The following is a 25,135-nucleotide window of genomic DNA, read 5'->3' as shown; positions in this document are numbered from 1 at the left end:
CGACAACGGCGTAAACGCCCTGCGATTGCGGTGCAAACGCGACGCGATGACGGCGCAATCGCAAGGCCGCAACGTCCCCTTCACAGGACCGCCATTCGGTCACGGCGCAGCCGTGGCCGAATAATTATGCCCCATAAAAATGCAATTCGCTCACAAATTATCCGCTAAACGCGCAAAAATATACCGTTTCGTTTGGAAGATTCCCCCATATTTTGTAATTTTGCAAGCAGATAAAGCATAAAAATACGACGCATGAAGATCAAAGACCGACGGCTGGAAGCCATCAAGATGATTATATCGAGCAAAGAGCTGGGCAGCCAGGAGGAGGTGCTGCGCGAGCTGAAACGCGAGGGTTTCCAGCTGACACAGGCCACGCTGAGCCGCGACCTGAAACAGCTCAAGGTGGCCAAGGCGGCCAGCATGAACGGCCAGTACGTCTACGTGCTGCCCAACGAAACGATGTACCGGCGCGTGCGCAAGCCCCTCTCGGTGGCCGAAATGATGCAGACGCCCGGATTCCAGTCGATCAATTTCTCGGGCAACATCGGCGTGATACGCACGCGGCCGGGCTATGCCAGCAGCATCGCCTACAACATAGACAACAGCAACGTGCCCGAGATACTGGGCACCATCGCCGGAGACGACACCATCTTCATCGTCCTCAAAGAGGGCGTAGACCATGAGGCCCTCATCCAGGGAATCAACGACATCGTAGACATTCAGAGCTGACAAATGGAAGAAGTGAAGGTGATGGTGGCCGACGAGTCTCACGTGAGATACGTCGACACCATCCTGACAACCATAGCCGAGGCCGCCAAAGTGCGGGGCACGGGCATTGCCAAGCGGTCGCCGGAGTACGTAGCCACGAAGATTCGCGAGGCCAAGGCCGTCATCGCCCTGCAGGGAGAGAAGTTTGCAGGCTTCAGTTATATCGAGACTTGGGGCAACAAAACCTACGTCACCACCTCGGGTCTCATCGTCCATCCCGACTTCAGGGGGCTGGGACTGGCCAAGCGCATCAAGAACCTGACGTTCACGCTGGCGCGCATGCGCTGGCCCCACGCCAAGATATTCTCGCTCACGAGCGGGTCGGCCGTGATGAAAATGAACACCCAACTGGGCTACCACCCCGTGACCTTCAACGACCTGACCGACGACGAGGCCTTCTGGCGGGGCTGCGAAGGCTGCATCAACAAGGACGTGCTGCACCGCACGGGCCGCAAGTTCTGCATCTGCACGGCCATGCTCTTCGACCCCGAAGAGCACCTGCCGGCCAAGCTGCCCGAGGAGGTGATGCAGCGGATAAGGCGCATCGACGGAAAGGCAACCCCCTGAAAGCCGGAAAAGACCGGGCAGCAAACAACGAAAAGAGCAAACAACGAAACAACAAAAGATATGGAACAGAAAAAGAAAGTGGTCGTGGCCTTCTCGGGAGGACTGGACACATCGTACACCGTGATGAAACTCGCGCAGGACGGCTGGGAGGTCTACGCCGCCTGTGCCAACACCGGCGGATTCAGCGACGAGCAGCTGAAGCAGAACGAGGAGAACGCCTACCGCCTGGGAGCCACCCGCTACGCCACGCTCGACGTGACGCAGGAGTACTACGAGAAGTCGCTGAAATACATGATTTTCGGCAACGTGCTGCGCAACAACTGCTACCCCATCTCGGTGAGTTCGGAGCGCATCTTCCAGGCCATAGCCATTGCACGCTACGCCAAGGAGGTGGGGGCCGACGCCATTGCCCACGGCTCCACGGGGGCGGGCAACGACCAGATACGCTTCGACATGACGTTCCTGGTGATGGCCCCAGGCGTGGAAATCATCACCCTCACCCGCGACCACGCCCTCTCGCGGCAGGAGGAGGTGGACTATCTGAACCGGCACGGCTTCGAGGCCGACTTCACAAAGCTGAAGTATTCGTACAACGTGGGCATCTGGGGCACCAGCATCTGTGGCGGCGAACTGCTCGACCCCACGCAGGGACTGCCCGAGGAAGCCTATCTGAAACACGTGACGGCCACGGACCCGGAGGCCGAGCTGCGCATCGGATTCAAGGAGGGCGAGATCGTGAGCGTGAACGGAGAGCCGTTCAGCGACAAGGTGAAGGCCATCCAACGCATTGAGGAAATAGGCGCCAGCTACGCCATCGGGCGCGACTGCAACGTGGGCGACACCATCATTGGCATCAAGGGACGCGTGGGCTTCGAGGCCGCCGCGCCCATGCTCATCATCGAGGCCCACCGGCTGCTGGAGAAGTCGGTGCTCTCCAAGTGGCAGCAATACTGGAAAGACCAGCTGGGCAACTGGTACGGCATGTTCCTGCACGAGAGCCAGTATCTGGAGCCCGTGATGCCCGACATGGAGGCCTTCCTGCAGAGTTCGCAGCGCCACGTCAACGGCACAGCCATCCTGAAGCTACGCCCCTACGGCTTCCAGACGGTGGGCGTGGACTCCGACGACGACCTCACCAAGTCGAAACTGGGCGAGTATGGCGAGATGCAGCACGGCTGGACGGCCGAGGACGCCAAGGGCTTCATCAAGCTCACGGCCACGCCGCTGCGCGTGTTCTACGGCATGCACCCCGACGAAGAACGGTAGGGCGCGGCCGTTTGGCCCCCGGGCTGCAACTTCCCGAGAGTGCCGCGCGTCAAAAGCCAAACAACCACTAACAAGCAAATAAAATGACAGGAAAGAAATTAGTACGTTCAAACGACAAGTGGATAGCAGGCGTCTGCGGCGGCATCGCCGAGTATTTCGACTGGGATCCGGCCGTGGTGAGGCTGGCCTGGGTGCTGCTCACGCTCTGCACCACCGGCTTTCCGGGCTTCATTGGCTACATCATCCTGTGGATGTGCATGCCTAAACAATGACACGACATGATTAGAATAGGTATATTAGGCGCAGCCGGCTACACGGGCGGAGAGCTCATCCGGTTGCTCATCCACCATCCCGAGGCCGAGATTGTGTTTGCCAACTCAGAGAGCAATGCGGGCAACCGCGTGGCCGACGTGCACGAAGGACTCTATGGCGAGACCGACTTGCAGTTTACGGCCGACATGCCTTTCGACCAGGTGGACGTGGTGTTCTTCTGTTTCGGGCACGGCAAGAGCGAGGCTTTCCTCAAGGAACACCAGCTGCCCGAACGGGTGAAAATCATCGACCTGGCCCAAGACTTCCGCCTCGCGCCGCAGACGGCAGCGGGCGGCCACGACTTCGTCTACGGTCTGCCCGAAATACACAAGGCCGCCATCGCCCGTGCCCGCCACGTGGCCAACCCCGGCTGCTTCGCCACCTGCATCCAGCTGGGTCTGCTGCCCTTGGCCCAGGCCGGCCTGATTGCTCACGACGTGAGCGTGAATGCCATCACGGGCAGCACCGGCGCGGGGCAGAAACCGGGTGCCACCACCCACTTCTCGTGGCGCACGGGCAACATGAGCGTCTACAAAGTGTTCACCCACCAGCACCTGGCCGAGATACGCCAGAGCCTGGCCGAGCTGCAGGGCAGCCTGGAGGCCAGCATCGACTTCATCCCCTACCGCGGCGACTTTGCCCGCGGCATCTTCTGCACCGAGGTGGTGACGTTCGACGGCGACGAGGGCTCGCCCACCAATCCCACGGCCGAACAGCTGGCCGCGATGTACGAGACGTTCTACCGCGACGCACCTTTCACCTATTATATATATAAGGCCCTCGACCTGAAGCAGGTGGTGAACACCAACAAGGCACTGGTCCACATCGACAAGTTCGGGCGTAAGGCCGTCATCACCTGCGCCGTCGACAACCTGCTCAAAGGTGCCGTGGGCCAGGCCGTGCAGAACATGAACCTCATGTTCGGCCTCGACGAGACGGCAGGACTGGGGCTCAAAGCCATGGCTTTTTAACAGCAATACATGATGAAACTATTCGACGTTTATCCTCTCTTCGACATCAATATCGTCAAGGGAAAGGGCTGCCGGGTCTGGGACGATAAGGGGCAGGAGTATCTGGATCTCTATGGAGGCCACGCCGTCATCAGCGTGGGGCACTGCCATCCGCACTATGTGGAGGCCATCGCCAGGCAGTCGGCGCAGTTGGGTTTCTACTCCAACAGCGTCGTCAACACCCTGCAACAGCAGTTCGCCGAGCGGCTGGGACGCATCAGCGGCTATGAAGACTACAGGCTGTTTCTGGTCAACAGCGGGGCCGAAGCCAACGAAAACGCACTGAAGCTGGCCAGCTTCACCAACGGCCGCAAGCGTGTGCTCTCGGCGGAACACGCCTTTCACGGCCGCACGTCGCTGGCTGTCGAGACGACGGACAACCGCAAAATCGTGGCCCCCATCAACGACAACGGGCACGTGACTTTCCTGCCCATGAACGACCTCGAGGCATGGGAGCGCGAGCTGGCCAAGGGCGACGTGTGTGCCTGCATGCTGGAGTGCATCCAGGGCATCGGCGGATGCGTCGTGGCCACACCCGAATTTGCACAGGGCCTGGCCGCCGTCTGCAAGCGTCACGGGGCCGTGCTCGTGTGCGATGAGATACAGTGCGGCTACGGGCGCAGCGGCAATTTCTTCGCCCATCAGTGGCTCGGCATACGCCCGGACCTCATCACCGTGGCCAAGGGCATCGCCAACGGCTACCCCATGAGCGGGCTGCTCGTCTCGCCGGCGTTCCAGCCGGTGTACGGCCAGCTGGGCACCACGTTTGGCGGCAACCACCTGGGATGCGCGGCTGCACTGGCTGTGCTCGACATCTTCGAGCAGGAACAGCTGGTGGACAATGCCCGCAACGTGGGCGAATACCTCATCGCCCGACTCAAGGAACTGCAGCTGTCGGCACCCCACATCACCGAGGTGCGAGGCCGGGGACTGATGGTCGGGGTGGTGCTCGACGTGCCCCACAAGGACGTGCGCTCAAGCCTCATCCACGAGAGACACGTCTTTACCGGCTGCGCGGGCACCAACATCCTGCGCATTCTCCCACCCCTCTGCCTCACACGGGCCGACGTGGACGACTTCGTGTTCCGGCTCGGGAAAGTGCTGCGGGAGTGAATTTAATATGGAGTTAGGGAGTGAAGGAGTTATGGAGTGAAGACATCACGGACAAGAAAACTGGTTTCAACTCCATGCCTCCCCCCTGATTGGCAGAACAATTCCCAGCCATTCGTCTTCACTCCATACCCCCAACCATTTGTCTTAACTCCATAACTCCCTCACTCCATAACTCCATGTCCTTAACTCCATCACTCCTTCACTCCCCAACTCCTATATAAACCCATGAAGATAACCATTATCGGGGCCGGTGCCATGGGCGGCGCACTGGCCGAAGGACTGCTCAAGGCCGAGACCATCAAGCCCTCAGACATCACCGTGGCCAACCCGCATGCCGGGAAGCTCGCCCGTTTTGCCCAGATGGGAGCCGGTGTCACCACCGACAATACCGTGGCCGTCGAGGGGGCCGACCTCGTGGCCATCGTCGTGAAACCATGGCTGACAGAGCAGGTTGTGCGCGAAATCGCACCCCATCTGGACTACGACCACCAGATGGTGCTCAACCTGGCCGCAAGCGTCAAGGCCGAGCAGCTCGACCGTTGGCTCGACCGCGGCGACGGCCGGTTGCCCGCCCTGTTCCAAGTGATTCCCAACATCGCCATCGCCGTGCGGGCTTCCATGACTTTCATGGTGCCCTGCCGGGCCACAGAGGAGCAGACGGCCGCGGTGCAAGCGGTGTTCGACGGGCTGGGCCAAACCTGTCTCACCGACGAGCAGCACCTCGCAGCCGGCACCATGCTGGCCAGTTGCGGCATTGCCTACGCCATGCGCTATTTCCGCGCGGCGGCCGAGGGCGGCGTGGAGCTGGGCTTCAAGGCCGACGCGGCCAAGGACATCGTGCTGCAAACTGTCAAGGGTGCCGTAGAGCTGTTACAGGCCAACGGCAACCACCCCGAGGCCGAAATCGACAAGGTGACCACGCCCGGCGGACTCACTATCAGGGGGCTGAACGAAATGGAGCACGCCGGATTCACCAGTGCTGTGATACGCGGACTCAAAGCGGGGCTGCGGTAGCACGGCTTTGCACACCGCCCACAGGGGTGTGCAATTTGGTTCGGTAATTTGGCCTCCACCGCCCAAAAAAGGTTAAAAGAGAACAGAAAAAAGGGAATATTGAGTAACTTTGGCGCGATAAAACTTCAAAAATACAAGACATGGAAGAAGCTATCAAGCAAATCGGCGAGCGGCTGAGAGGCCTGCGCGAAGTGCTCAACATTCCGGCTGAAGAGGTGGCAGAACTCTGCAACATCAGTCTGGAACACTATCTGAAGATAGAAAACGGAGAGGCAGATCCCTCCGTCTATCGTTTGTCCAAGATTTCAAAACGCTACGGCATCGACCTCGACGTGCTCCTGTTCGGCGAAGAACCCCGCATGAGCACCTACTACCTCACCCGCCATGGACAGGGTCCAGAGATCGATCGCGGCGACAAATACAAGTACCAAAGTCTGGCCGGCGGCTTCCGTGGACGCAAGGCAGATCCTTTCCTTGCCGAGGTGGACCCACTGCCGGGAGACAAGAATTACAGCAAGAACACCCACAACGGACAGGAGTTCGACGTGGTGATCGAAGGCACTCTGGAGGTGACCATAGACAACAAAGTGCTCGTGCTGGAGAAAGGAGACAGCATCTATTTCGACGGGCGGCACCCGCACTGCATGCGCGCCCTGCACGGCAAACCTGCCAAATTTCTCTGTGTTGTCATTTAATGCACGCCGCCATGATTGAAAGATTTCTGACACAAACACATTTCTCTTCAGAGGAAGACTACAACCGGAACCTGCACTTCAAGGTGCCCGAAAACTTTAATTTCGCCTACGATGTGATGGATGCGTGGGCACAGGAAGCCCCCGACAAGACGGCCTTGCTCTGGACAAGCGACCGCGGCGAGGAGCAGCGCTTCTCGTTTCGAGACCTGAAAGAGCAGAGCGACCAGACGGCAGCCTACTACCAGCAACTGGGCATCGGCCGGGGAAACAAGGTGATGCTCATCTTGAAACGCCACTACCAGTGGTGGCTCAGCATGCTGGCCCTGCACAAACTGGGGGCTGTTGCCATCCCCGCAACCCACATGCTCACCAAGCACGACATCGTTTACCGCAACAATAGTGCCAGTGTCAAGGCCATCATCTGCGCCGGAGACGACTACGTGGTGCACCAAATCCTTGAGGCCATGCCCGAGAGCCCCACGGTGAAAATCCTCGTGAGCGTGGGCCCCAACGTACCCGAGGAATTCCATGACTGGAACAAAGAGTGGCGCACGGCCCCGGCTTTCAAGCGGCCCGAGCACGTGAACAACAACGAAGACACCATGCTCATGTACTTCACCAGCGGTACCAGCGGCGAGCCGAAGATGGTGGCCCACGACTATCTCTATGCCCTGGGACATCTCACGACGGGGGTGTTCTGGCACCATCTGCACGAAAACAGCATCCATCTCACCGTCGCCGACACGGGTTGGGGCAAGGCCGTGTGGGGCAAATTGTACGGTCAATGGTTTGCCGGAGCAACGGTATTCGTGTACGACCACGAGAAGTTCACGGCCGAAAAGATTATGCGGCAGATGGAGAAATACCGCATCACGTCGTTCTGTGCCCCGCCCACCATCTACCGGTTCATGATACACGAGGACTTCTCGAAGTACGACTTGAGCAGCCTCGAATACTGCACCACGGCCGGCGAAGCCCTCAACCCCTCGGTGGCCGACAAGTTCTACAAACTCACCGGCGTGAAGCTGATGGAAGGATTCGGGCAGACCGAGACTACCATGACGATAGGCACCTTCCCCTGGAACAAGCCCAAGCCCGGCTCGATGGGCAAGCCCAACGGACAGTACGACGTGCGGCTGCTGCGCAACGACGGTACGGAGTGCGAAGATGGAGAGAAAGGTGAGATATGTATTAAGGTGGGCGACAAGAAGCCCATCGGCCTCTTCAAGGGCTATTACCGCGACGAGGCACGCACCAAGGAGGTGTGGCACGGCGGCGTCTACCACACCGGCGACATGGCTTGGCGCGACGAAGACGGCTATTATTGGTTCGTGGGACGCACCGACGACGTCATCAAGAGCAGCGGTTACCGCATCGGACCGTTCGAGATTGAGAATGCTCTGATGACCCATCCGGCCGTCATGGAGTGCGCTATCACCGGCGTACCCGACCCCATCCGCGGCATGATTGTCAAGGCTACCGTGGTGTTGGCCGAGGCCTGGAAAGCCAAACAGGGCGAGGAACTCGTCAAGGAGTTGCAGGCTCACGTGAAGCACGAGACGGCGCCTTACAAGTATCCGCGTCTCATTGAGTTCGTGGACGAGCTGCCCAAAACCATCTCCGGTAAGATACGCCGCGTGGAAATCCGCGAGAACGACTTCAAAAAGAAATCATAACAACCCCTCCCACATGGGAAACGAACGGCAAAAGATGAAAAGAATCGCAGTCAAAGTGGGCAGCAACGTGCTCACACGCGACAACGGCAAGCTCGACGTGACACGTATGTCGGCCATTGTAGACCAGATCGCCTGGCTGCGGCGTAACGGATATGAGGTGATTCTCATATCTTCGGGTGCCGTGGCCTGCGGACGCAATGAGCTGCCAGTGAGCCACAAACTCGACGGCGTGGAGCAGCGACAACTCTTTTCAGCCATCGGCCAAGTGAAGCTCATCGGCCTCTATTACGACCTCTTTCGCGAGGCCGGACTCCATGTGGGGCAGGTGCTTACCATGAAAGAGAGCTTCGCTACACGCGGTGAATACCTCAATCAGAGGGCGTGCATGAGTGTGATGCTGGCCAACGGCGTCATCCCGATAGTCAATGAAAACGACACGGTGAGCGTCACGGAGCTGATGTTTACCGACAACGACGAGTTGTCTGGACTCATTGCAGCCATGATGGACTGCAACACATTGGTCATCCTGACCAACGTGGACGGCATCTTTAACGGCGACCCTCGCGAAGCAAACACCCGTGTCATCCCGTCCGTGAACTACGACCGCGACCTGCGGGAATACATTCAAGACGAGAAGAGCGGCTTCGGACGGGGCGGCATGATTACGAAAGCTCGCATTGCCGGAAAGGTTGCCGACGAAGGCATCAAGGTGATGATTGCCAACGGCAAGACCGACAACATCCTCGTAGACCTGGCCACACGTCCCATGGAGACCATGCACACGGAGTTCCGTCCCAACCCCAACCCCACCTCGACGGTGAAGAAATGGATTGCTCACAGCGAGAGCTTTGCCAAGGGTGTGGTGCGAATCAATGCCAAGGCCACCGAGGCTCTGCGCGGCAACAAGGCCGTGAGCCTGCTGCTGGTGGGTGTCGTCGGCATCGAGGGAGACTTTGAAGAGGGCGACATCATCAGCATCATGGACGAGGATGGACGGCTGGTGGCCGTGGGGCGCAGCGGCTACAGCTCCGCCGAGGCCGCGCGCCACATCGGAGCCCACGGCATGAAACCGCTCGTGCACTACGACTATATGGTGATGGAAACTTAAGAAAGATATGGCTTTAGAACAGATATTCAAGCGGGTGAAGGCGGCCAGCAAGCCACTTGCCCTAATGGAAGACGAGCGGCGCAACGAGATACTGCGCCTGGTGGCTCGGGCTATCATCGAACGGCAGGACGAGATTCTGGCGGCCAACGCCCACGACTTGAGCCGCATGGACGCAGCCAACCCAATGTACGACCGGCTGCAACTCACGCCCAGCCGACTGCAATCCATTGCCGCCGACATGTGCAACGTGGCCTCTCTGCCCTCTCCCCTGGGGCGGGTGTTGCGCCATCGCGTGCTCGACAACGGGCTGGAGCTGCGCCGTGTAAGCGTGCCCTACGGCGTGATCGGCATGATTTACGAGGCACGTCCCAACGTGACGTTCGACGTTTTCTCGCTCTGCTTCAAGAGCGGCAATGCCTGCGTGCTCAAGGGCGGACGCGATGCCGACGAGACCAATCGCGCCGAAACGGCCCTCATCCACGACGTGCTGCGCCGGCAAGGAGTGGACACGGCCATCGTGGAACTGCTGCCCGCCACCCATGAAGCCACAGCCGAGATGCTCAGTGCCGTGGGCTACATCGACCTCTGCATCCCCCGAGGCGGCAAGCAACTCATTGACTTTGTGCGCAATACAGCCAGGATTCCCGTCATCGAGACGGGGGCGGGGGTGGTGCACTGCTACTTCGACGCTGCCGGCGACACGGCTATGGGCAGCCGCATCATCGAGAATGCCAAGACGCGACGGTGCAGTGTTTGCAACACGCTCGATACGCTGCTCATCCACCGCAGCCGGCTGGCCGACCTACCGGCACTCTGCCGCCCGCTCGCCAACCACGGCGTGAGGCTCCACGCCGACCCCGAGGCCCTCGCTGTCCTGACGGGCCAATACCCTGCCGCCCTGCTCCTGCCCGCCACCGACGACGACTGGGATACCGAATGGCTCAGCCTGCAAATGGGCATCTGCACCGTGGGTTCCACCGCCGAAGCCATCGCCCACATCGACGCGCATGGCAGTGGTCACAGCGAGTGCATCGTCACGGGGGACGACGAAGCCGCCCAAGACTTCCGCACAAGGGTCGATGCCGCCTGTGTCTACGTGAACGCACCCACCAGCTTCACCGACGGAGCACAGTTCGGACTCGGGGCCGAAATAGGTATCAGCACGCAGAAGCTCGGGGCTCGAGGGCCCATGGCCCTCGAAGAAATGACCACCTACAAGTGGCTCATCGACGGCCGGGGGCAGCTGCGGGACGCATAGGAACGGGCACCATGGACACGACACACATGATGCAAAACATAAACTACAGAACATGAGAACTTTCTTCCACGCCAACGACCTGGGCGACCTCGGCCAGGCTCTTCAGGAGGCCCGGCAAGTCAAGGCCGACCGCTACGCCTATCAGCACCTTGGCAAGAACAAGACGCTGCTGATGATTTTCTTCAACAACTCCCTGCGCACGCGCCTCTCCACCCAGAAAGCGGCCATGAATCTGGGCATGAATGTCATCGTGCTCGACGTGAATGCCGGCGCATGGAAACTGGAGACCGAGCGGGGTGTCATCATGGACGGCGACAAGAGCGAGCACTTGCTGGAGGCCATTCCCGTCATGGGCAGCTACTGTGACATCATTGCCGTGCGCTCGTTTGCCGGTCTCGCCGACCGCGAATTCGACTATGCCGAGACCATCGTCCATCAGTTTGTAGAGCACTCGGGCCGTCCCGTCGTGGCCATGGAAACGGCCACCGTGCACCCGCTGCAGGCTTTTGCCGACCTCATCACCATCGAGGAGCACCGCCAGGCCGCCGTCCGCCCCAAGGTTGTACTCACTTGGGCACCCCACTGCCGCGCTTTGCCGCAAGCCGTGCCCAACTCGTTTGCCGAGTGGATGAACGCCGCCGACGTGGATTTTGTGATTACCCACCCCGAAGGCTACGAGCTCGACCCGCGCTTTGTGGGCCCGGCCCGCGTGGAGTACGACCAGTGCAAGGCCCTCGAGGGAGCCGACTTCGTGTATGCCAAGAACTGGAGCTGCCCCGGCGTAACGCGCCCGGCCGACTACGGCCAGATACTCTCCAAGGACATGTCGTGGACCATCGACGCGGAGCACATGTCGTGGACCAACGACGGCCACTTCATGCACTGTCTGCCCGTGCGCCGTGGCCTCATCGTGACAGACGACGTCATCGAGAGTCCGCGCTCGCTCGTCATCCCCGAAGCAGCCAACAGGGAAATATCGGCCCAAGTGGTATTGAAACGCGTGCTCGAGGCTTTGTAAGCTGTTTCTTTTTTGTAACTTTGCAGTTACAAACCAAGAACACAATGATTACATTAGAGTCTGACTACAACAACGGGTGTCATCCCCAAGTGCTCCAGCACCTCATGGAGACCAACAACTGCAAGAGCATGACCTACGGCTACGACGAATGGTCGGAGCGTGCCAAGCAGAAAATCAAGGCGCTCTGCGAAGCCCCCGAGGCCCAGATATGGTTCCTCGTGGGCGGAACGCAGACCAATGCCACCGTCATCGACTCGATGCTGCACACCTATGAGGGCGTGGTGGCCGTGGGTTCGGCCCACATCAACACCCACGAAGCCGGTGCCATCGAGTTCACAGAACACAAGATTATCACCATCGAGGGGCGGCAGGGCAAGATGGATGCCGCCGATCTGGACCACTACATGGACGAGTTCCTGCACGACGGCAACGCCGACCACTGCGTGTTTCCAGGCATGGCCTACATCACTTTCCCCACGGAATACGGCACGCTCTACACGGCCGCCGAGCTGGATGCTCTCTACCAAGTGTGCCGCAAATACGACATGCCGCTCTACGTGGACGGGGCCCGACTGGGCTACGGCCTCATGGCGCCGGGCAACGACATCACTCTGCCCTACCTGGCCCGCCACTGCGACGCGTTCTACATTGGCGGCACCAAGGTGGGCGCACTCTGCGGCGAAGCCGTGGTTTTTACCCATGCCAACGCCCATCCCCACTTCTTCAGCATCATCAAACAGCACGGAGCGCTCGTGGCCAAAGGCCGCGTGACAGGCGTGCAGTTCGATGCTCTCTTCACCGACAACCTCTACTTCGACATCTCGCGCCGGGCCATCGACCGGGCGATGGAGATGAAACGCATCTTCGAGCAACGGGGCTACCCCTTCTATATCGACTCGCCCACCAATCAGCAGTTCGTTGTTCTCGATAACGACGAGGTGGAACGGCTGGGCCGGCACGTGAGGTTCACCGTGTGGGGCAAGTACGACGAGCACCACACCATCTGCCGTTTCGTCACCAGCTGGGCGACGACCGAAGAAGAAATCGAAGCTTTGCGCACGGCCGTGCTGGGCTAAAGCTCCACCGTGTAAGTCTTGCGGCCGGCATAGGTATTTGCCGAAAGCCGCACCGTGCATGCCCGTAGGCCTTTGTCTACGGGCATGCTCATATATCCCCGCGTGGTGTAATACTGGGGCACACCGTTCTGGGCGTGGGTCAGCAACAGGGTCACATAGCGATGACCGTCGGCCGAAACAGTCACCGTGTCGAGCACAAGGCCCAGCTGTTGCCGGGCATCCAGCCCCTCGGCACGCCCTGTTTTCAGGGCGAACCCTATGTTCAGGAATCCTCCTCCCACCCACAGCGACTCGATGGTCAACGGATCATCGGGCAGGCTGCCGGCCGTCTTTTTCGGCAGAGGCTCGGCCACCACAACCGGTGTGGCCGAGAAAACGGTACGCGCCTGGCTGTCGTAATAGACCAGGGCACGGTAGAAAGTATCGGCCTTGGCGGCCCAGCCCACCCTCACCGGCGAGGCAAAGCGCACGGAGTCGCCCCCGTCGGTGAGCAGCCAGTCGGCCCGGACCGAGTCGGCCGTGTGCACCAGTCCGAAGTCGGCCCGCAGGTAGGAGTAGCGGCCGTCGCCCGACTGGTAGGTGTCGGTGGTGCATGCCGCCAGCGTCGCGGCCAGCAGCCCGGCGAGCCACAGCCGCCTACTGCGCACGCAAGAAGTTGATGGCAGGATTGGCATACATCGTAAGAATGCGCTCGCGCAGGTAGGGCTCATCCTTGGCGGGCAGTTCCACCTTGGCCAGCTGCCCGGCCAGATACTTGTCGAAGAAAGCCTTGTCGGCCTCGGTGTAGCGGTCGGCATGGGCCCGTTCGCCCCGCAACTCGTCGAGAGCAACGTAGTTGCAGGGGTAGAGCCGGTAGCGGCGGTGAATCTCGCGGTCGATATGGTCGGCCACCACACGGTAAAAATCGGCCTTGGGCAGGTCGGCGGGCAGCTGCGTCAGGAAGTCGTCGATGCACGGTGCACAGTGGTAATGCACGTGGCCCTTATAGCCAAAGATGCCGGTCTGCATGGACACGAGGTCGTCCTGCGGCCCCTTTTTCCAGTCCTTGTTGTCGCGCCGCAGCTGGAACTCGCGTGCCTTGAGCCAGTCGCAGGGGTCGTATTCATACGAGATGGCCAGCGGCACGATGTGCAGCTGCCGCAGCCTCTCGGCGGGCGAACCCGTTCCGCCCATGGTGAGCATCTTGAGCACGCCGTCGGACGTGCGGTCGTCGGAATCCTTGGCACGGCCCGAACGCTGGGCCACCCACACGTTCTCGTGCTTCTCTGCCACGGCATAGTGCATGTATTCGGACAGCAGCCGGCCAGCCTCCAGCATCTCCCGCATGGGCAAGCCACGCTTCACGATGAAGCTCTTGTTCACCCGCACGAAGTCTTTCACCCACGGCAGTCCCAGCAGGTTGTCGCCGATGGCAATCTCGCAAGTGGTGGTGAAGCCCGCGTCCATGAGCAGTACGTCGAGGATGGCCGAGTCGAGCACGATGTCGCGGTGGTTGCTCACAAAGGTGTAACGGCGCGAGGTGTCCACGGCCGCGACGTCCATCTCGCAGCCTCGGGCGGCCTTGGCCAGCACTCCTTTGATGAAATCGTAGCAGAATGCTTTCTGGAAGTCGAGGTTTGTGCGGCAAGCCCGCATCTTTCGGGCCACCATTTCCAGCGGCACCTCGGGGTACAGATACTTCAATACAGCCTGAAACTGCTCATTGGCCAGCAGACTATCGTACACCTCGGGCAGTTCTTCCGGCTCAAAGGGACGAATGCCATCAAACTTTTTTAATTCAAAATTCATAATTCAAAATTAGCTGCGCAATCAAAACAAAATTAACCGCAAGACCAGACTAAATTAACTGCGAGAACAAACTTAAATTAACTGAGAGACCAAGCGACATCAACTGCACCACTGGGTGAAATTAACCGTGTGACAGGAACATTATCTTGCTACGAGCGGGAGACAGACATGATTTTAATTCAAAATTCAAAATTCAAAATTCAAAATGGGCTACACACAACACTTTCTTTCCCCGTCGTTTCCTCCCTCATCACAAGGCATCGTTCCGCGCAGCCAATTTTGAATTATGAATTTTGAATTATGAATTGCCCCCCGCTATCCCAGCTGATTCTCCACAATATCGGTCAAGACATCCTTGATGTCGAGGCCGGCAGCGCGCACTTGCTGCGGGATGAAGCTGGTGACGGTCATGCCCGGAGTGGTGTTAATCTCCAGCATGTTCACCTGGTCGCGTCCCTCGGCGTCCTTGGAGATGATGTAATCAATGCGAATCATGCCGTTGCAGTGCAGGATGTCGTAGATGCGGCTCGTCTCCTCGGCCACGCGACGGGCCGTCTCCGGATCCAGCCGGGCAGGCGTAATCTCCTGCACCTGACCGTTGTACTTCGCGTCGTAGTCGAAGAATTCACGGCTCGTCACCACCTCGGTGGCGGGCAGCACCACGGTCTTCGTCTGCGTTTTGTAGCATCCAATAGAGATCTCCGTGCCCTGAATGTAACGCTCTATCATCACCTCGTCGCTCTCCATAAAGGCCATACGCAGGGCGGGAGCCAGCTGGTCGGCGCACTTCACCTTGGACACACCGAAGCTGGAACCGTCGGCAACCGGCTTCACAAACACGGGCATGCCCAGCCGTTCCTCGACAGCCTGCTCGTCGTAAGCCTCGCCGCGGCGCAACAGCATGCTGTCGGCCACGTTCACACCAAACGAGCGCAGGTAGTTGTTGAGCACATACTTGTTGAAGGTCATGGCCTCGACCAGCACGCCACTCGTGGAGTAAGGCAGGTGAATCAGGTCGAAATAGCCCTGCATCAAGCCGTTCTCGCCCGGTGTGCCATGGATGGTAATGTAGGCATAGTCGAAGACAACGGCCTTGCCGTCCTGGCCTACAAACGAGAAGTCGTTGCGGTCGATGGTGGCCACCTCGCCGTTGTCGAAGTTCACATGCCAGTTCTGTCCCCTCACGTCGACAATGTAGACATTGTAACGCTCCTTGTCGAAGAAGGAGTAGAGTCCCTGTGCCGAGCGCATGGACACATCGTGCTCGGACGAGTCGCCGCCGCAGACGATGGCGATATTTCTCTTTAAATTTTTCATCAGTTATGTTGCATTGAATGGTTAATCATTGTTCACGGGGTGCTGCCGGCGCATCAGCCGGCAAAGGTGTCCTGCGTGGTGCCTTGGACAAAGGCGCGCCATTTTTCCACGAGCAGCGTCAGATCCTCGGGCCATTCGGAGTCGAAATCCATCTGCCGGCCCGTGCGCGGATGGCGGAACCCGAGGGTCTTGGCGTGCAACGCCTGCCGGGGACAGAGCCCGAAGCAGTTCTGGATGAAAGCCTTGTAGCTGGAGCTGCGCTGGCCGCGCAGTATCTCCGTGCCGCCATACCGCTCGTCGCCGAAGAGCGGGTGGCCGATGGCCTTCATGTGGGTGCGTATCTGATGGGTACGTCCCGTCTCGAGAATGCACTGCAGCAGTGTGACGTAGCCGAAGCGTTCGAGCACCCGATAATGGGTCACGGCGGGCTTGCCGACACCCGACTGCGGGTCGAACACCTTCATGCGCAGCCGGTCCTTGGGATCGCGCCCGATGTTGCCCTCGACACGTCCCTCGTCGTCCACGAGGTTGCCCCACACCAGGGCGTGGTACGAGCGGTGGGTGGTCTTCTCGAAAAACTGCCGTCCCAGGCCCGTCTTGGCCTCGGGCGTCTTGGCCACCACAAGGAGGCCGCTGGTGTCTTTGTCTATCCGATGCACCAGCCCCACCTCGGGATCGTTGGGGTCGAAGCTCTCCAGATGGCGCAGATGCCAGGCCACGGCATTGATGAGCGTGCCGCTGAAGTTGCCCGCGCCGGGGTGTACCACCATGCCGGCTTCCTTGTTCACGACCATCAGATCGTCGTCTTCGTAGACCACGCGCAGCGGAATCTCCTCCGGCTGTATCGACGACTCGTGGCGCGGGCGGTCAAGCATCAGCGTGATGACATCGAGGGGCCGCACCTTGTAGTTGCTTTTCACGGCGCGTCCGTTCACGTGGATGCAACCCGCGTCGGCCGCCGTCTGTATGCGGTTGCGGCTGGAGTGCTGCATCTTGTCGGCCAGATACTTGTCTATGCGCACGGGCGCCTGGCCGGCGTCCACCTCCACCCGCCAGTGCTCGTAGAGCTGGCCGTCAGCCTCGGTAGCGGCCGGAGGGGTGGCGGGCAGCAGGTCGTCGTCGCCCAGCAGGTCTGCATCTTCGGGATATGTCGTCATGTTTTTTCTGTCTTGCAAGGGTTCATTCGGTCTTGGGCGCGGGCTCAGCCGGCGGTGTGCCGCCGGGCTCAGCATGGTCGGCGGAGGGTGCCGGCACCTCCTCGAACACGTCCATGTCTTCCGATTCGTCGAAGTCGCCGCCCCGGGGATATTCCGGATCCACGTAGTTCACCGAGTCGCCGCTGTCGCGCTGGCCGTTGCCCGCCTGGATAATGAGCCGGGCGTCCACGGGTATCTTGTCGCCATAGGCCACGTGGCGGCCGTTCACCAAAATGCCGTACACCCAGTCTTTCTCGCCCGGCACAAACTCCGGCGCAGCCAGCTTGAAGCCCATGGCTGTGAGTTTGGCCATGGCCTCGCGCAGCGAGGAGTTGTCGATCACGTCAGGAAGGGTGATCGTTGGTGAGTGCAGGGCGTTGATGGTGACGTAGATGACGTGCCCCGACTTCACGCGTTCGCCGGGTGCAGGGGTCTGCTCCAGGATGCAGTCGGGCGGCAGGGTCTTCACGTAGCCCGTGTCGCTCACCACGATTTGCAGTCCCAGATTGTCGAGAATCTCCTCGGCATCGGCGTATTTCTTGTGAACCAGGTCGGGTATGGGTATCGACTCGCCGTGGTGGGTGTAGATGGCCAAGCCGTATTTCACGCCCATGGTCAGCCCGACAGCCACGACGGCCATGGCCGCCAGGTTGCCCCAAAGATAGCTGCTCTTGAACTTGCCCATGAATTCTGAAATGGTCATCCGCGCCGTAATTTTTCTACAAAGATAGTGTAAATCGCCCGATGGACAAAGGATTGCAGCCTGTTTTTTGTGCTCTTTTTTTCGGCTGTACCCGTGCGGATGCACACGGGCAGCCGCAAGCCGCACGGCCACCGCGCCGTCATCGCATGGCCGTCACGCCGTAATCGCACCGCCGTTACGGCGTAAACGCGTGGCCGTTACACCGTAAACGCGTGGCCGTTACACCGTAAACGCGTGGCCGTTACACCGTAAACGCGTGGCCGTTACACCGTAAACGCGTGGCCGTTACACCGTAAACGCGCGGCGATTGTGCCGTCATCGCACGGCCCCTGCACGGCCGCCGCAGACGCACCGGCCGGTATAAAAGCAAAGGAGGGCGCGCCATCCTTGGATGACACACCCTCCTTCTGCTGCCGCGTTGCGGTGGCAACGGGTTACTTTCCGTGGTGCTCGTCAGACACGGTCAACTTCTTGCGGCCATGGGCGCGGCGCGAAGCCAGCACGCGACGACCGTTCTTGGTTGCCATTCTCTCGCGGAAACCGTGCTTGTTCACGCGGCGGCGGTTGTGAGGCTGAAATGTTCTTTTCATCTTATTTGTCCTTATTTTAATTTATTGTAGTTGCAAAACCGTGTGGCGACACCAGCTACCGGTACCCCCATTCGAGCTGCAAAATTACTCAAAAAAATCCGAATGGCAAAGAATCGAGCGATTTTTCGTGGCCGTTTCGGCGTTTTTTTCTAAATTTATAGTAACTTTGCAGCTGCAAAATCGACAATAACAAGTTTAATAATAAGACACAAAATGATTAACTCTCAGGAAATCAAGATTGGGACATGTATCCGTATGGACGGTGGCATTTGGAAGTGCGTGGACTTCCAACACCGCAAGCCGGGCAAAGGAAACACCGTGATGAACACCAAGTTGAAGAACGTGGCCGACGGCCGTGTGCTGGAGCGCACGTTCCAGGTGGGCTTCAAACTCGACGACGTCCGCGTGGAGCACCGCCCCTATCAATACCTCTATGAGGACGGTACGGGCTGCATTTTCATGAACCAGGAGACCTTTGAACAGATCCCCATCGCCAAGGATATGATTACCGGCGTGGAGTTCATGAAGGAGGGCGACGTGGTGGACGTGGTGACCGACACCTCTGACGGCACCATCCTCTCGGCCGAAATGCCGGTGAAGACCAACCTCGTCATCACCCACAGCGAGCCGGGCGTGAAGGGAAACACCGCCACCAACGCCACCAAGCCGGCCACACTGGAGACGGGTGCCGAGGTGCGCGTGCCGCTCTTCATCAACGAGGGCGAGACCATTACCGTCGACACGCGCGACGGCAGCTATGTGGGCCGCGTGACGGAGAAGTAAGACCGCCCCGCCCCCTTCACCCCGGGGGAAGCCCCGCACACCCCTTTCGAGTCTCCCCAAGCCCCTCCGAGCAAGGGGATGGTCCCGCCCGCCATCGGGCAACGGCCGTCCCTCCTCTTCGTGGAAAGGCTTGGGGAGGCTTGCTTCCCGACGGCAGCCTTGCCGCCCGACACAACCCCTAACGCCTGACCATCCACCGTTTCTATCATGAACAACGCCTGCGACACCACCCATTCCCCCGCCACTCCTGACACTTTGGGGAAAACACCCACCTACTCTTTCATCATTCCCGTCTACAACCGCCCCGACGAGGTGGACGAACTGCTCGACAGCCTCACCCGGCAGACCGTCCGCAACTTCGAGGTGATTGTCGTCGAGGACGGCTCGCAGCAACCCTGCCGCGAGGTGTGCGACCGCTACGCCGGGAGCCTCGACCTGAAGTATTTCTGGAAATCCAACAGCGGACCCGGCCAGAGCCGCAACTACGGCGTGGAGCGGGCACGGGGCGAATACATGATTGTGCTCGACTCCGACGTGGTGCTGCCCCCGGGCTACCTGCACGCCGTGGCCGAGGAGCTGCGGCGTGAGCCCAGCGATGCCTTCGGCGGCCCCGACCGGGCGCACGACTCCTTCACGTCCACACAGAAAGCCATATCCTATGCCATGACCTCGTTCTTCACCACGGGCGGCATCCGCGGCGGCAAGAAGAAGCTCGACAAGTTCTATCCACGCTCGTTCAACATGGGCATTCGCCGCGACGTGTACCTGCAGCTGGGCGGATTCAGCAGGATGCGTTTCGGCGAGGACATCGACTTTTCCATCCGCATCTTCAAGGCAGGATGCCGGTGCCGGCTGTTCCCCGGCGCGTGGGTCTACCACAAGCGGCGCACCGACTTCCGCAAGTTCTGGCGGCAAGTCTACAACAGCGGCATCGCCCGCATCAACCTTTACAAGAAGTATCCCGATAGCCTCAAGCTGGTTCACCTGCTTCCCATGGCGTTCACCGTGGGGGTGGGGCTGCTCGCCGCCGTGATGCTCGTGGGGCTGCTGCTCGTGCTCGTCGGGCTCATGGCCGTCTCGTCCGCCGGGCATCAGGCCTGCCTGTCGGGCCCCATGGCTTCCGTCATCTCGGGCATGGCCCTCATGGCTTTGGGCGTGTGCCCGCTCCTGCTCTATGCCCTGCTCATCTTTCTGGATGCGTCGGTCGTGTGCAAGAGCCCGCTTGTCGGGTTGCTCAGCATCCGTGCCGCCTTCACCCAGCTCATGGGCTACGGCTGCGGCTTCATCGAGGCTTGGTGGAAACGCTGCGTCAGAAGAAAAGACGAATTTTCCGCCTACGAAAAAAACTTCTACCAATAAGTCCCCTCCCACACCTCCATCCTCTCTCCTATCACCCCCTATAACCTCCCATCCCCTCCTATAACTTCCTACAACTCCCATCCTCCCTCCCCTCCCATCACCCCCTATAACCTCCTATCACCTCTTATAACTTCCTATCCCCTCCTACAACTTCCCATCACTCCATGGACAAGCTCCCCATCAACACCTGGTCAGAATCCGACCGCCCTCGCGAAAAACTGGAGCGGTTGGGGGCCGCCGCCCTCAGCGACGCCGAGCTTCTGGCCATCCTCATCGGTTCGGGGTCGGCCCGGGAGAGCGCCGTCGACCTGATGCGGCGCGTGCTGGCCGACTGCCACAACAACCTCAACACCCTGGGCAAACGCACCGTCCGCGAGCTGGAGCAGTACCACGGCATGGGCCCTGCCAAGGCCATCACCATCCTTGCGGCCTGCGAACTGGGCAAACGGCGCAAGGACACAGCACGCGAAGAACGCCCCGACATCGGGTCGGCCACAGCCGTGTACAACTTCATGCACCCCATTTTGCAGGATCTCGACGTGGAGGAATTCCACATTCTGCTGATCAATCAGGCCTTCCGCCTCATCCGTGAAGTGCGTATCAGCCACGGCGGCATCACCGAGACCGCTGTCGACATCCGCATCATCATGAAAGAAGCCCTGCTCTCCGGGGCTACCGTACTGGCCGTGTGCCACAACCATCCCAGTGGCAACACGCAGCCCAGTCCCCGCGACGACCAGCTCACCCAGCAAATCAAGAAAGCCTGTGAACTGATGCGCCTCCACTTTCTCGACCATGTCATCATCACCGACGGCCGCTACTACAGCTACAACGAGGAGGGCCGCCTCTAACCGTCCTCGGACAGAACAACACGATTGGGATAGGGCTGCGCGGTGGATTTTTAGACAGAACCACATATTATTCACCGCGCGAGCCATATATTTAATATGTAGTTCTGTCTAAAAACCCGCTGCGCAGCTATATGCCCTATATGTAGTTTTGTCTAAAAAACCATAGCAGCCTCCCACCCTTTCCACCGTTATTCTGTCCCCAACTCGTTGGCCATCTCGAAATAATTGCTTAAATTCGCAGCATCAATCATAATACGAACACCATGACACAAGAAGAGAAGACCCGGATAGAAGAGCGCATCGTCGATGTGCTCAAGACCGTCTACGACCCGGAAATCCCGGTCAACATCTACGACCTGGGCATGATTTACAAGATAGACATGCAGGACAACGGCACGCTCGACATGGACATGACCTTCACTGCACCCTCTTGTCCCGCCGCCGACTTCATCCTCGAGGACGTGCGCACCAAGGTGGAAAGCGTGGAAGGAGTGAAAAATGCCAACGTCAACCTCGTCTTCGAGCCAGCCTGGGACCAGAGCATGATGAGCGAGGAAGCCCGTGTGGAGCTGGGATTTGAGTGAGGAAAAAAGCAATTGGAACAAAAAAATACATGGACATGAAGAACGTCTACTTCTTATCCGACGCCCACCTGGGGTCGCTGGCACTGGAACACAAGCGGACGCAGGAACGCCGCTTGGTGCGGTTTCTCGACAGCATCAAGCACAAGGCAGCCGCCATCTATCTGCTGGGCGACATGTTCGACTTCTGGAACGAATACCGCTTTGTGGTGCCCAAGGGCTTCACCCGCTTCCTGGGCAAGCTCTCCGAACTGACCGACATGGGGGTGGAGGTGCACTTCTTCACGGGCAACCACGACATCTGGACCTACGGCTATCTGGAGGAAGAGTGCGGACTCATCGTCCATCGCAAGCCCCTCACCACAGAAATCTACGGCAAAGAGTTCTACTTGGCCCACGGCGACGGGCTCGGCGACCCCGACAACAAGTTCAAAATACTGCGTCGCCTCTTTCACAATCGCACGTGCCAGCGACTGCTCAACTTCGTCCACCCCTGGTGGGGCATGCAACTCGGACTGAACTGGGCCAAGCACAGCCGGCTGAAACGCGCCGACGGCAAGGAAGCTCCCTACATGGGTGAGGAGAGAGAATACCTGGTATGCTGGACCAAGGAGTACATGAAGACACACCCCAACATCGACTATTTCATCTACGGGCACCGGCACATCGAGCTCGACCTCACGCTGGAACGCAAGGCCCGCATGCTCATTTTGGGCGACTGGATATGGCAGTTCACCTATGCTGTCTTCGATGGCGCCCACCTCTTCCTGGAGCAATACATAGAGGGCGAGAGCCGTCCGTAAACAAGAAAAAACGGGGAAAGCTCACGTTGGGAAGACTCCAGCCTGCATGATGCCCGCCGGCGGACGACCGGCCTGCCACTCGTCGCGCATGAAATTCATGGCCGGGGCCACATGCTTCAGATAGGCAAGGTTGCCCCGACACAAGTAATTGACACCCGCATGCGTGCGGTTCCGCGACCCCGAGGGGCCGGTCTCGAAGCGGTCTTTAGGGCAGCCTCCGTTACACGCAAACCGATAGGTGCACTGCTTGCACTGTAATGGAAGCAGTGCGCCTTTGGCTTGTCCGAAGATCTGCTGGCGGGGACTGAAAGCCAGCGTGGCCAGCGGCGTGTGGCGAAGATTGCCCAAACGGTAGGCGGGCGACACAAAATGGTCGCAACTATAGACCTCGCCGTCGGGCTGCAAGGCCATCGACAGCCCGCAAGCAGGGGCAAACGAGCAGATGCCCGGCTCCACACCGCACCAGCAAGCCAGTGTGGCATCGAAGTGTTCCACGAAGACGGTGCCCACGTCGCACCGCACCCAATCGTCGAAAAGCGTGCAAAGAAAGCAGCCCCACTGCTCGGGCAGCACCGTTTCGGGCGTCATTCGGCCGTCGGGGGCCTGCTCCACAATGGGTGTGAACTGGAGATAGCGACAGCCTATCTCCTTGAAAAAGCGATAGAATGCCAAGGGATGGTCGGCATTGAGGCGGTTGATTGTGGCCATGGCATTCCATTCTACATCGTACTTTTGCAGCAGATCGATGCCCCGCATCACCTGGTCCCACGTGGCTCCGCCCTGCCGCGTGCGGCGAAAGGCATCGTGTAGGGGCTGCGGGCCGTCGATGCTGATGCCTACAAGAAACCCGTGTTCGCGCAGAAACTCGGCTGTCTCGGCCGTGAGCAACGTGCCGTTGGTTTGCAGGGCATTGTCTATATGCCGGCCGTGCCCGTACTGCCGCTGCAGCCGAATGACGCGCTTGAAGAAGTCGAGGCCCATGAGCAACGGTTCGCCACCGTGCCAAATGAAAAGCACTTCCTCCGTGGGCTGGCTGCCAATGTAGTCGCGAATGAACTGTTCCAGCAGCGCATCGCTCATGCGTCCCGAGGCCTTGTCGAGAAAATAGCAGTAACTGCACCGCAGGTTGCAGGCCGAACCGCATGGCTTGGCCAGCATGTAATAAGGACGGACAAGGGGAAACGTAGACATGGCGGGCGGTATTAGCAGAGACCGGCTATGATTTCTGCCTCGGTGACCAGGTTCTGATCGCCGGGCACCGTGTTCTTCAACGCAGAGGCTGCAACCGAGAAATCGAGGCACCGCTGGTCGTCGTCGGGCCAGCGGCGACGGGCATGGATGAAGGCGGCCACCCAGGCGTCGCCCACGCCCATCTGGTCGACGATGGGCTGGATGTCGTAGATACGCGAGGTGTAGATGCGTCCCTCAGCCCAGAGCACTCCGGCATTGACGTGGTGATTGAAGGAAAGCTGGTTGCGGTGGGCGATGAGCATGCGACGGCATCGGGGGAAAAGCGCATGCAAATGATCGAAATAACGGCGGTAGGCATCCCGGTCGAACCGGTAGCTTTCATCGAGTGCAGTAAAGGGGATGGGCTCGAGGCCGCTGGCCACGTACCACTCGTTCTGGTCGCCAAAGATGAACGAACTGTACTGCATCAGCTCGTCGAGCGACCGACGTGCATCGGCGCCGGGATACCGCCACAGGTTTCCACGGTAGTTGATGTCGCAGGTGAGTTCGATGCCCGAAGCGTCGGCGCGGCGCACAGCATCCATCGTTGTGTCGAGGGCCGCCCGGCTGGTGGCGCAGGTTATGCCAGAGCAGTGGAACAGTCCGGCCCCTGCAAAGACGGGCTCCCAGTCGATGTCGCCATGCTCGAGCGTATTGAACGAGGAGTCGTCGCGGTCGTAAACTACCCGCGAGGAGCGCATGGCGGCCGACGGCTCAAAGTAGTAGGTGCCCAGCCGCTTGCCTCCACGCACTGCGTGCCCCACGTTGAGTCCGAGCGAGCGCAGGTGCATGAGGGCGGCCTCACCGATGGAATTGTCGGGAATGCGGGTGACAAACTCCACGTCGTCGCCCAGTTGCGCCAGACTTACAGCCACATTTGCTTCCGATCCGCCATAGTCGGCGCCGAACGTGCTGCCCTGAAACAGTCGCCGGCTGCCCGGCTTGGACAGCCGCAGGAGTATCTCTCCAAACGTAATTATCTTCTTCATCCTGTCAAGTATAAAGGGGACGCTGCCTGCGGCAACATCCCCCTCACGTTATGGTTTGTGCGTT

The 25,135-nt window shown here is 59.6% G+C and carries 26 protein-coding genes; 18 read left to right on the top strand and 8 right to left on the bottom strand.

Annotated features, from left to right (window positions below):
* The first annotated feature begins 252 nt into the window (after positions 1-252).
* From argR to PREDE_RS00755, 13 genes are all read left to right on the top strand, one after another.
* Positions 253-729: an arginine repressor gene (gene argR / locus PREDE_RS00815; RefSeq protein WP_005845836.1), complete on the top strand. Its 477-nt coding sequence runs from the start codon at positions 253-255 to the stop codon at positions 727-729.
* 3 nt (positions 730-732) lie between these two features.
* Entirely contained in the window at positions 733-1,335 is a 603-nt protein-coding gene (locus PREDE_RS00810; protein ID WP_005845834.1) for a GNAT family N-acetyltransferase, read from the top strand.
* 60 nt (positions 1,336-1,395) lie between these two features.
* On the top strand, positions 1,396-2,601 hold the full coding sequence (locus PREDE_RS00805) for an argininosuccinate synthase (protein ID WP_005845832.1): 1,206 nt from the start codon (positions 1,396-1,398) through the stop codon (positions 2,599-2,601).
* A gap of 83 nt (positions 2,602-2,684) precedes the next feature.
* Positions 2,685-2,873, top strand: a complete 189-nt coding sequence (locus tag PREDE_RS00800) for a PspC domain-containing protein (protein ID WP_005845830.1) — start codon at positions 2,685-2,687, stop codon at positions 2,871-2,873.
* A 6-nt stretch (positions 2,874-2,879) separates the two neighbouring features.
* On the top strand, positions 2,880-3,884 hold the full coding sequence (gene argC, locus PREDE_RS00795; protein WP_005845828.1) for an N-acetyl-gamma-glutamyl-phosphate reductase: 1,005 nt from the start codon (positions 2,880-2,882) through the stop codon (positions 3,882-3,884).
* A 12-nt stretch (positions 3,885-3,896) separates the two neighbouring features.
* Complete coding sequence (locus tag PREDE_RS00790; protein ID WP_044126940.1) at positions 3,897-5,036, top strand: aspartate aminotransferase family protein; 1,140 nt, start codon at positions 3,897-3,899, stop codon at positions 5,034-5,036.
* Between the two features lie 225 nt (positions 5,037-5,261).
* Positions 5,262-6,050: a pyrroline-5-carboxylate reductase family protein gene (locus tag PREDE_RS00785; RefSeq protein WP_005845824.1), complete on the top strand. Its 789-nt coding sequence runs from the start codon at positions 5,262-5,264 to the stop codon at positions 6,048-6,050.
* A gap of 140 nt (positions 6,051-6,190) precedes the next feature.
* On the top strand, positions 6,191-6,745 hold the full coding sequence (locus PREDE_RS00780; protein WP_005845822.1) for a helix-turn-helix domain-containing protein: 555 nt from the start codon (positions 6,191-6,193) through the stop codon (positions 6,743-6,745).
* An 11-nt stretch (positions 6,746-6,756) separates the two neighbouring features.
* On the top strand, positions 6,757-8,421 hold the full coding sequence (locus PREDE_RS00775; protein WP_044126939.1) for an AMP-binding protein: 1,665 nt from the start codon (positions 6,757-6,759) through the stop codon (positions 8,419-8,421).
* A 34-nt stretch (positions 8,422-8,455) separates the two neighbouring features.
* Positions 8,456-9,529, top strand: a complete 1,074-nt coding sequence (gene proB / locus PREDE_RS00770) for a glutamate 5-kinase (RefSeq protein ID WP_174264882.1) — start codon at positions 8,456-8,458, stop codon at positions 9,527-9,529.
* A 7-nt stretch (positions 9,530-9,536) separates the two neighbouring features.
* Positions 9,537-10,787: a glutamate-5-semialdehyde dehydrogenase gene (locus PREDE_RS00765; RefSeq protein WP_005845816.1), complete on the top strand. Its 1,251-nt coding sequence runs from the start codon at positions 9,537-9,539 to the stop codon at positions 10,785-10,787.
* A gap of 52 nt (positions 10,788-10,839) precedes the next feature.
* Entirely contained in the window at positions 10,840-11,805 is a 966-nt protein-coding gene (locus PREDE_RS00760; protein ID WP_005845814.1) for a Rossmann-fold NAD(P)-binding domain-containing protein, read from the top strand.
* 44 nt (positions 11,806-11,849) lie between these two features.
* Entirely contained in the window at positions 11,850-12,881 is a 1,032-nt protein-coding gene (locus PREDE_RS00755; protein ID WP_005845812.1) for a threonine aldolase family protein, read from the top strand.
* On the opposite strand, the gene PREDE_RS00750 is transcribed toward PREDE_RS00755, so the two are convergent.
* The 6 genes from PREDE_RS00750 to rpmH all read right to left on the bottom strand — a co-directional run bounded on the left by PREDE_RS00750 (position 12,878) and on the right by rpmH (position 18,475).
* Positions 12,878-13,555, bottom strand: coding sequence for a NigD1/NigD2 family lipoprotein (locus PREDE_RS00750; RefSeq protein WP_015298336.1), 678 nt, complete (start codon positions 13,553-13,555; stop codon positions 12,878-12,880). The genes PREDE_RS00755 and PREDE_RS00750 overlap by 4 nt on opposite strands.
* Complete coding sequence (locus PREDE_RS00745) at positions 13,518-14,669, bottom strand: 1-acyl-sn-glycerol-3-phosphate acyltransferase (protein ID WP_005845808.1); 1,152 nt, start codon at positions 14,667-14,669, stop codon at positions 13,518-13,520. The genes PREDE_RS00750 and PREDE_RS00745 overlap by 38 nt, the downstream gene beginning before the upstream one ends.
* Before the next feature lie 315 nt (positions 14,670-14,984).
* Positions 14,985-15,986, bottom strand: a complete 1,002-nt coding sequence (locus PREDE_RS00740; RefSeq protein ID WP_005845805.1) for a D-alanine--D-alanine ligase — start codon at positions 15,984-15,986, stop codon at positions 14,985-14,987.
* 53 nt (positions 15,987-16,039) lie between these two features.
* The gene (locus PREDE_RS00735; RefSeq protein WP_005845802.1) at positions 16,040-17,143 is read right to left on the bottom strand and encodes an RluA family pseudouridine synthase; all 1,104 of its coding nucleotides are present in this window, start codon (positions 17,141-17,143) and stop codon (positions 16,040-16,042) included.
* Positions 17,144-17,165: 22 nt separating this feature from the next.
* The gene (locus PREDE_RS00730; RefSeq protein WP_005845801.1) at positions 17,166-17,885 is read right to left on the bottom strand and encodes a PASTA domain-containing protein; all 720 of its coding nucleotides are present in this window, start codon (positions 17,883-17,885) and stop codon (positions 17,166-17,168) included.
* 434 nt (positions 17,886-18,319) lie between these two features.
* On the bottom strand, positions 18,320-18,475 hold the full coding sequence (gene rpmH, locus PREDE_RS00725; protein ID WP_004351099.1) for a 50S ribosomal protein L34: 156 nt from the start codon (positions 18,473-18,475) through the stop codon (positions 18,320-18,322).
* A 213-nt stretch (positions 18,476-18,688) separates the two neighbouring features.
* Here rpmH and efp point away from each other — a divergent pair, with 213 nt between their 5' ends.
* The 5 genes from efp (at position 18,689) to PREDE_RS00695 (ending at position 22,852) form a co-directional block, all read left to right on the top strand.
* Entirely contained in the window at positions 18,689-19,258 is a 570-nt protein-coding gene (efp, locus tag PREDE_RS00720; protein ID WP_005845791.1) for an elongation factor P, read from the top strand.
* A 207-nt stretch (positions 19,259-19,465) separates the two neighbouring features.
* Positions 19,466-20,617 carry a glycosyltransferase gene (locus PREDE_RS00710; RefSeq protein ID WP_005845787.1) on the top strand — a complete coding sequence of 384 codons (1,152 nt, stop codon included), beginning with the start codon at positions 19,466-19,468 and terminating at the stop codon, positions 20,615-20,617.
* A 164-nt stretch (positions 20,618-20,781) separates the two neighbouring features.
* A complete protein-coding gene (gene radC, locus PREDE_RS00705) occupies positions 20,782-21,468 on the top strand; it encodes a RadC family protein (protein WP_005845785.1) in 687 nt (228 codons plus the stop codon).
* Between the two features lie 263 nt (positions 21,469-21,731).
* On the top strand, positions 21,732-22,052 hold the full coding sequence (locus PREDE_RS00700; protein ID WP_005845783.1) for a metal-sulfur cluster assembly factor: 321 nt from the start codon (positions 21,732-21,734) through the stop codon (positions 22,050-22,052).
* A 35-nt stretch (positions 22,053-22,087) separates the two neighbouring features.
* Entirely contained in the window at positions 22,088-22,852 is a 765-nt protein-coding gene (locus tag PREDE_RS00695; RefSeq protein WP_015298335.1) for a UDP-2,3-diacylglucosamine diphosphatase, read from the top strand.
* A gap of 21 nt (positions 22,853-22,873) precedes the next feature.
* On the opposite strand, the gene PREDE_RS00690 is transcribed toward PREDE_RS00695, so the two are convergent.
* The gene (locus tag PREDE_RS00690) at positions 22,874-24,043 is read right to left on the bottom strand and encodes an anaerobic sulfatase maturase (RefSeq protein WP_015298334.1); all 1,170 of its coding nucleotides are present in this window, start codon (positions 24,041-24,043) and stop codon (positions 22,874-22,876) included.
* 11 nt (positions 24,044-24,054) lie between these two features.
* Positions 24,055-25,071, bottom strand: coding sequence for a sugar kinase (locus tag PREDE_RS00685; protein WP_005845779.1), 1,017 nt, complete (start codon positions 25,069-25,071; stop codon positions 24,055-24,057).
* Positions 25,072-25,135 lie beyond the last annotated feature (64 nt).

Origin of the sequence: Prevotella dentalis DSM 3688, from assembly GCF_000242335.1 — a bacterium.
In the GTDB taxonomy this organism is placed as follows: domain Bacteria; phylum Bacteroidota; class Bacteroidia; order Bacteroidales; family Bacteroidaceae; genus Prevotella; species Prevotella seregens.
This window is presented reverse-complemented; position numbering and strand designations above follow the sequence as displayed.

What these genes read in the sequence shown, in the direction of transcription:
- PREDE_RS00785 (WP_005845824.1), top strand. Translation starts at nt 5,262, where the DNA reads ATGAAGATAACCATTATCGGGGCCGGTGCCATGGGCGGCGCACTGGCC.
- PREDE_RS00760 (WP_005845814.1), top strand. Translation starts at nt 10,840, where the DNA reads ATGAGAACTTTCTTCCACGCCAACGACCTGGGCGACCTCGGCCAGGCT.
- radC (WP_005845785.1), top strand. Translation starts at nt 20,782, where the DNA reads ATGGACAAGCTCCCCATCAACACCTGGTCAGAATCCGACCGCCCTCGC.
- PREDE_RS00790 (WP_044126940.1), top strand. Translation starts at nt 3,897, where the DNA reads ATGAAACTATTCGACGTTTATCCTCTCTTCGACATCAATATCGTCAAG.
- PREDE_RS00700 (WP_005845783.1), top strand. Translation starts at nt 21,732, where the DNA reads ATGACACAAGAAGAGAAGACCCGGATAGAAGAGCGCATCGTCGATGTG.
- rpmH (WP_004351099.1), bottom strand. Translation starts at nt 18,475, where the DNA reads ATGAAAAGAACATTTCAGCCTCACAACCGCCGCCGCGTGAACAAGCAC.
- PREDE_RS00765 (WP_005845816.1), top strand. Translation starts at nt 9,537, where the DNA reads ATGGCTTTAGAACAGATATTCAAGCGGGTGAAGGCGGCCAGCAAGCCA.
- PREDE_RS00805 (WP_005845832.1), top strand. Translation starts at nt 1,396, where the DNA reads ATGGAACAGAAAAAGAAAGTGGTCGTGGCCTTCTCGGGAGGACTGGAC.
- PREDE_RS00745 (WP_005845808.1), bottom strand. Translation starts at nt 14,669, where the DNA reads ATGAATTTTGAATTAAAAAAGTTTGATGGCATTCGTCCCTTTGAGCCG.
- PREDE_RS00690 (WP_015298334.1), bottom strand. Translation starts at nt 24,043, where the DNA reads ATGTCTACGTTTCCCCTTGTCCGTCCTTATTACATGCTGGCCAAGCCA.
- PREDE_RS00735 (WP_005845802.1), bottom strand. Translation starts at nt 17,143, where the DNA reads ATGACGACATATCCCGAAGATGCAGACCTGCTGGGCGACGACGACCTG.
- PREDE_RS00780 (WP_005845822.1), top strand. Translation starts at nt 6,191, where the DNA reads ATGGAAGAAGCTATCAAGCAAATCGGCGAGCGGCTGAGAGGCCTGCGC.
- PREDE_RS00750 (WP_015298336.1), bottom strand. Translation starts at nt 13,555, where the DNA reads ATGCCAATCCTGCCATCAACTTCTTGCGTGCGCAGTAGGCGGCTGTGG.
- PREDE_RS00695 (WP_015298335.1), top strand. Translation starts at nt 22,088, where the DNA reads ATGAAGAACGTCTACTTCTTATCCGACGCCCACCTGGGGTCGCTGGCA.
- PREDE_RS00810 (WP_005845834.1), top strand. Translation starts at nt 733, where the DNA reads ATGGAAGAAGTGAAGGTGATGGTGGCCGACGAGTCTCACGTGAGATAC.
- PREDE_RS00710 (WP_005845787.1), top strand. Translation starts at nt 19,466, where the DNA reads ATGAACAACGCCTGCGACACCACCCATTCCCCCGCCACTCCTGACACT.
- PREDE_RS00730 (WP_005845801.1), bottom strand. Translation starts at nt 17,885, where the DNA reads ATGACCATTTCAGAATTCATGGGCAAGTTCAAGAGCAGCTATCTTTGG.
- PREDE_RS00800 (WP_005845830.1), top strand. Translation starts at nt 2,685, where the DNA reads ATGACAGGAAAGAAATTAGTACGTTCAAACGACAAGTGGATAGCAGGC.
- efp (WP_005845791.1), top strand. Translation starts at nt 18,689, where the DNA reads ATGATTAACTCTCAGGAAATCAAGATTGGGACATGTATCCGTATGGAC.
- proB (WP_174264882.1), top strand. Translation starts at nt 8,456, where the DNA reads ATGAAAAGAATCGCAGTCAAAGTGGGCAGCAACGTGCTCACACGCGAC.
- argR (WP_005845836.1), top strand. Translation starts at nt 253, where the DNA reads ATGAAGATCAAAGACCGACGGCTGGAAGCCATCAAGATGATTATATCG.
- PREDE_RS00775 (WP_044126939.1), top strand. Translation starts at nt 6,757, where the DNA reads ATGATTGAAAGATTTCTGACACAAACACATTTCTCTTCAGAGGAAGAC.
- PREDE_RS00755 (WP_005845812.1), top strand. Translation starts at nt 11,850, where the DNA reads ATGATTACATTAGAGTCTGACTACAACAACGGGTGTCATCCCCAAGTG.
- argC (WP_005845828.1), top strand. Translation starts at nt 2,880, where the DNA reads ATGATTAGAATAGGTATATTAGGCGCAGCCGGCTACACGGGCGGAGAG.
- PREDE_RS00685 (WP_005845779.1), bottom strand. Translation starts at nt 25,071, where the DNA reads ATGAAGAAGATAATTACGTTTGGAGAGATACTCCTGCGGCTGTCCAAG.
- PREDE_RS00740 (WP_005845805.1), bottom strand. Translation starts at nt 15,986, where the DNA reads ATGAAAAATTTAAAGAGAAATATCGCCATCGTCTGCGGCGGCGACTCG.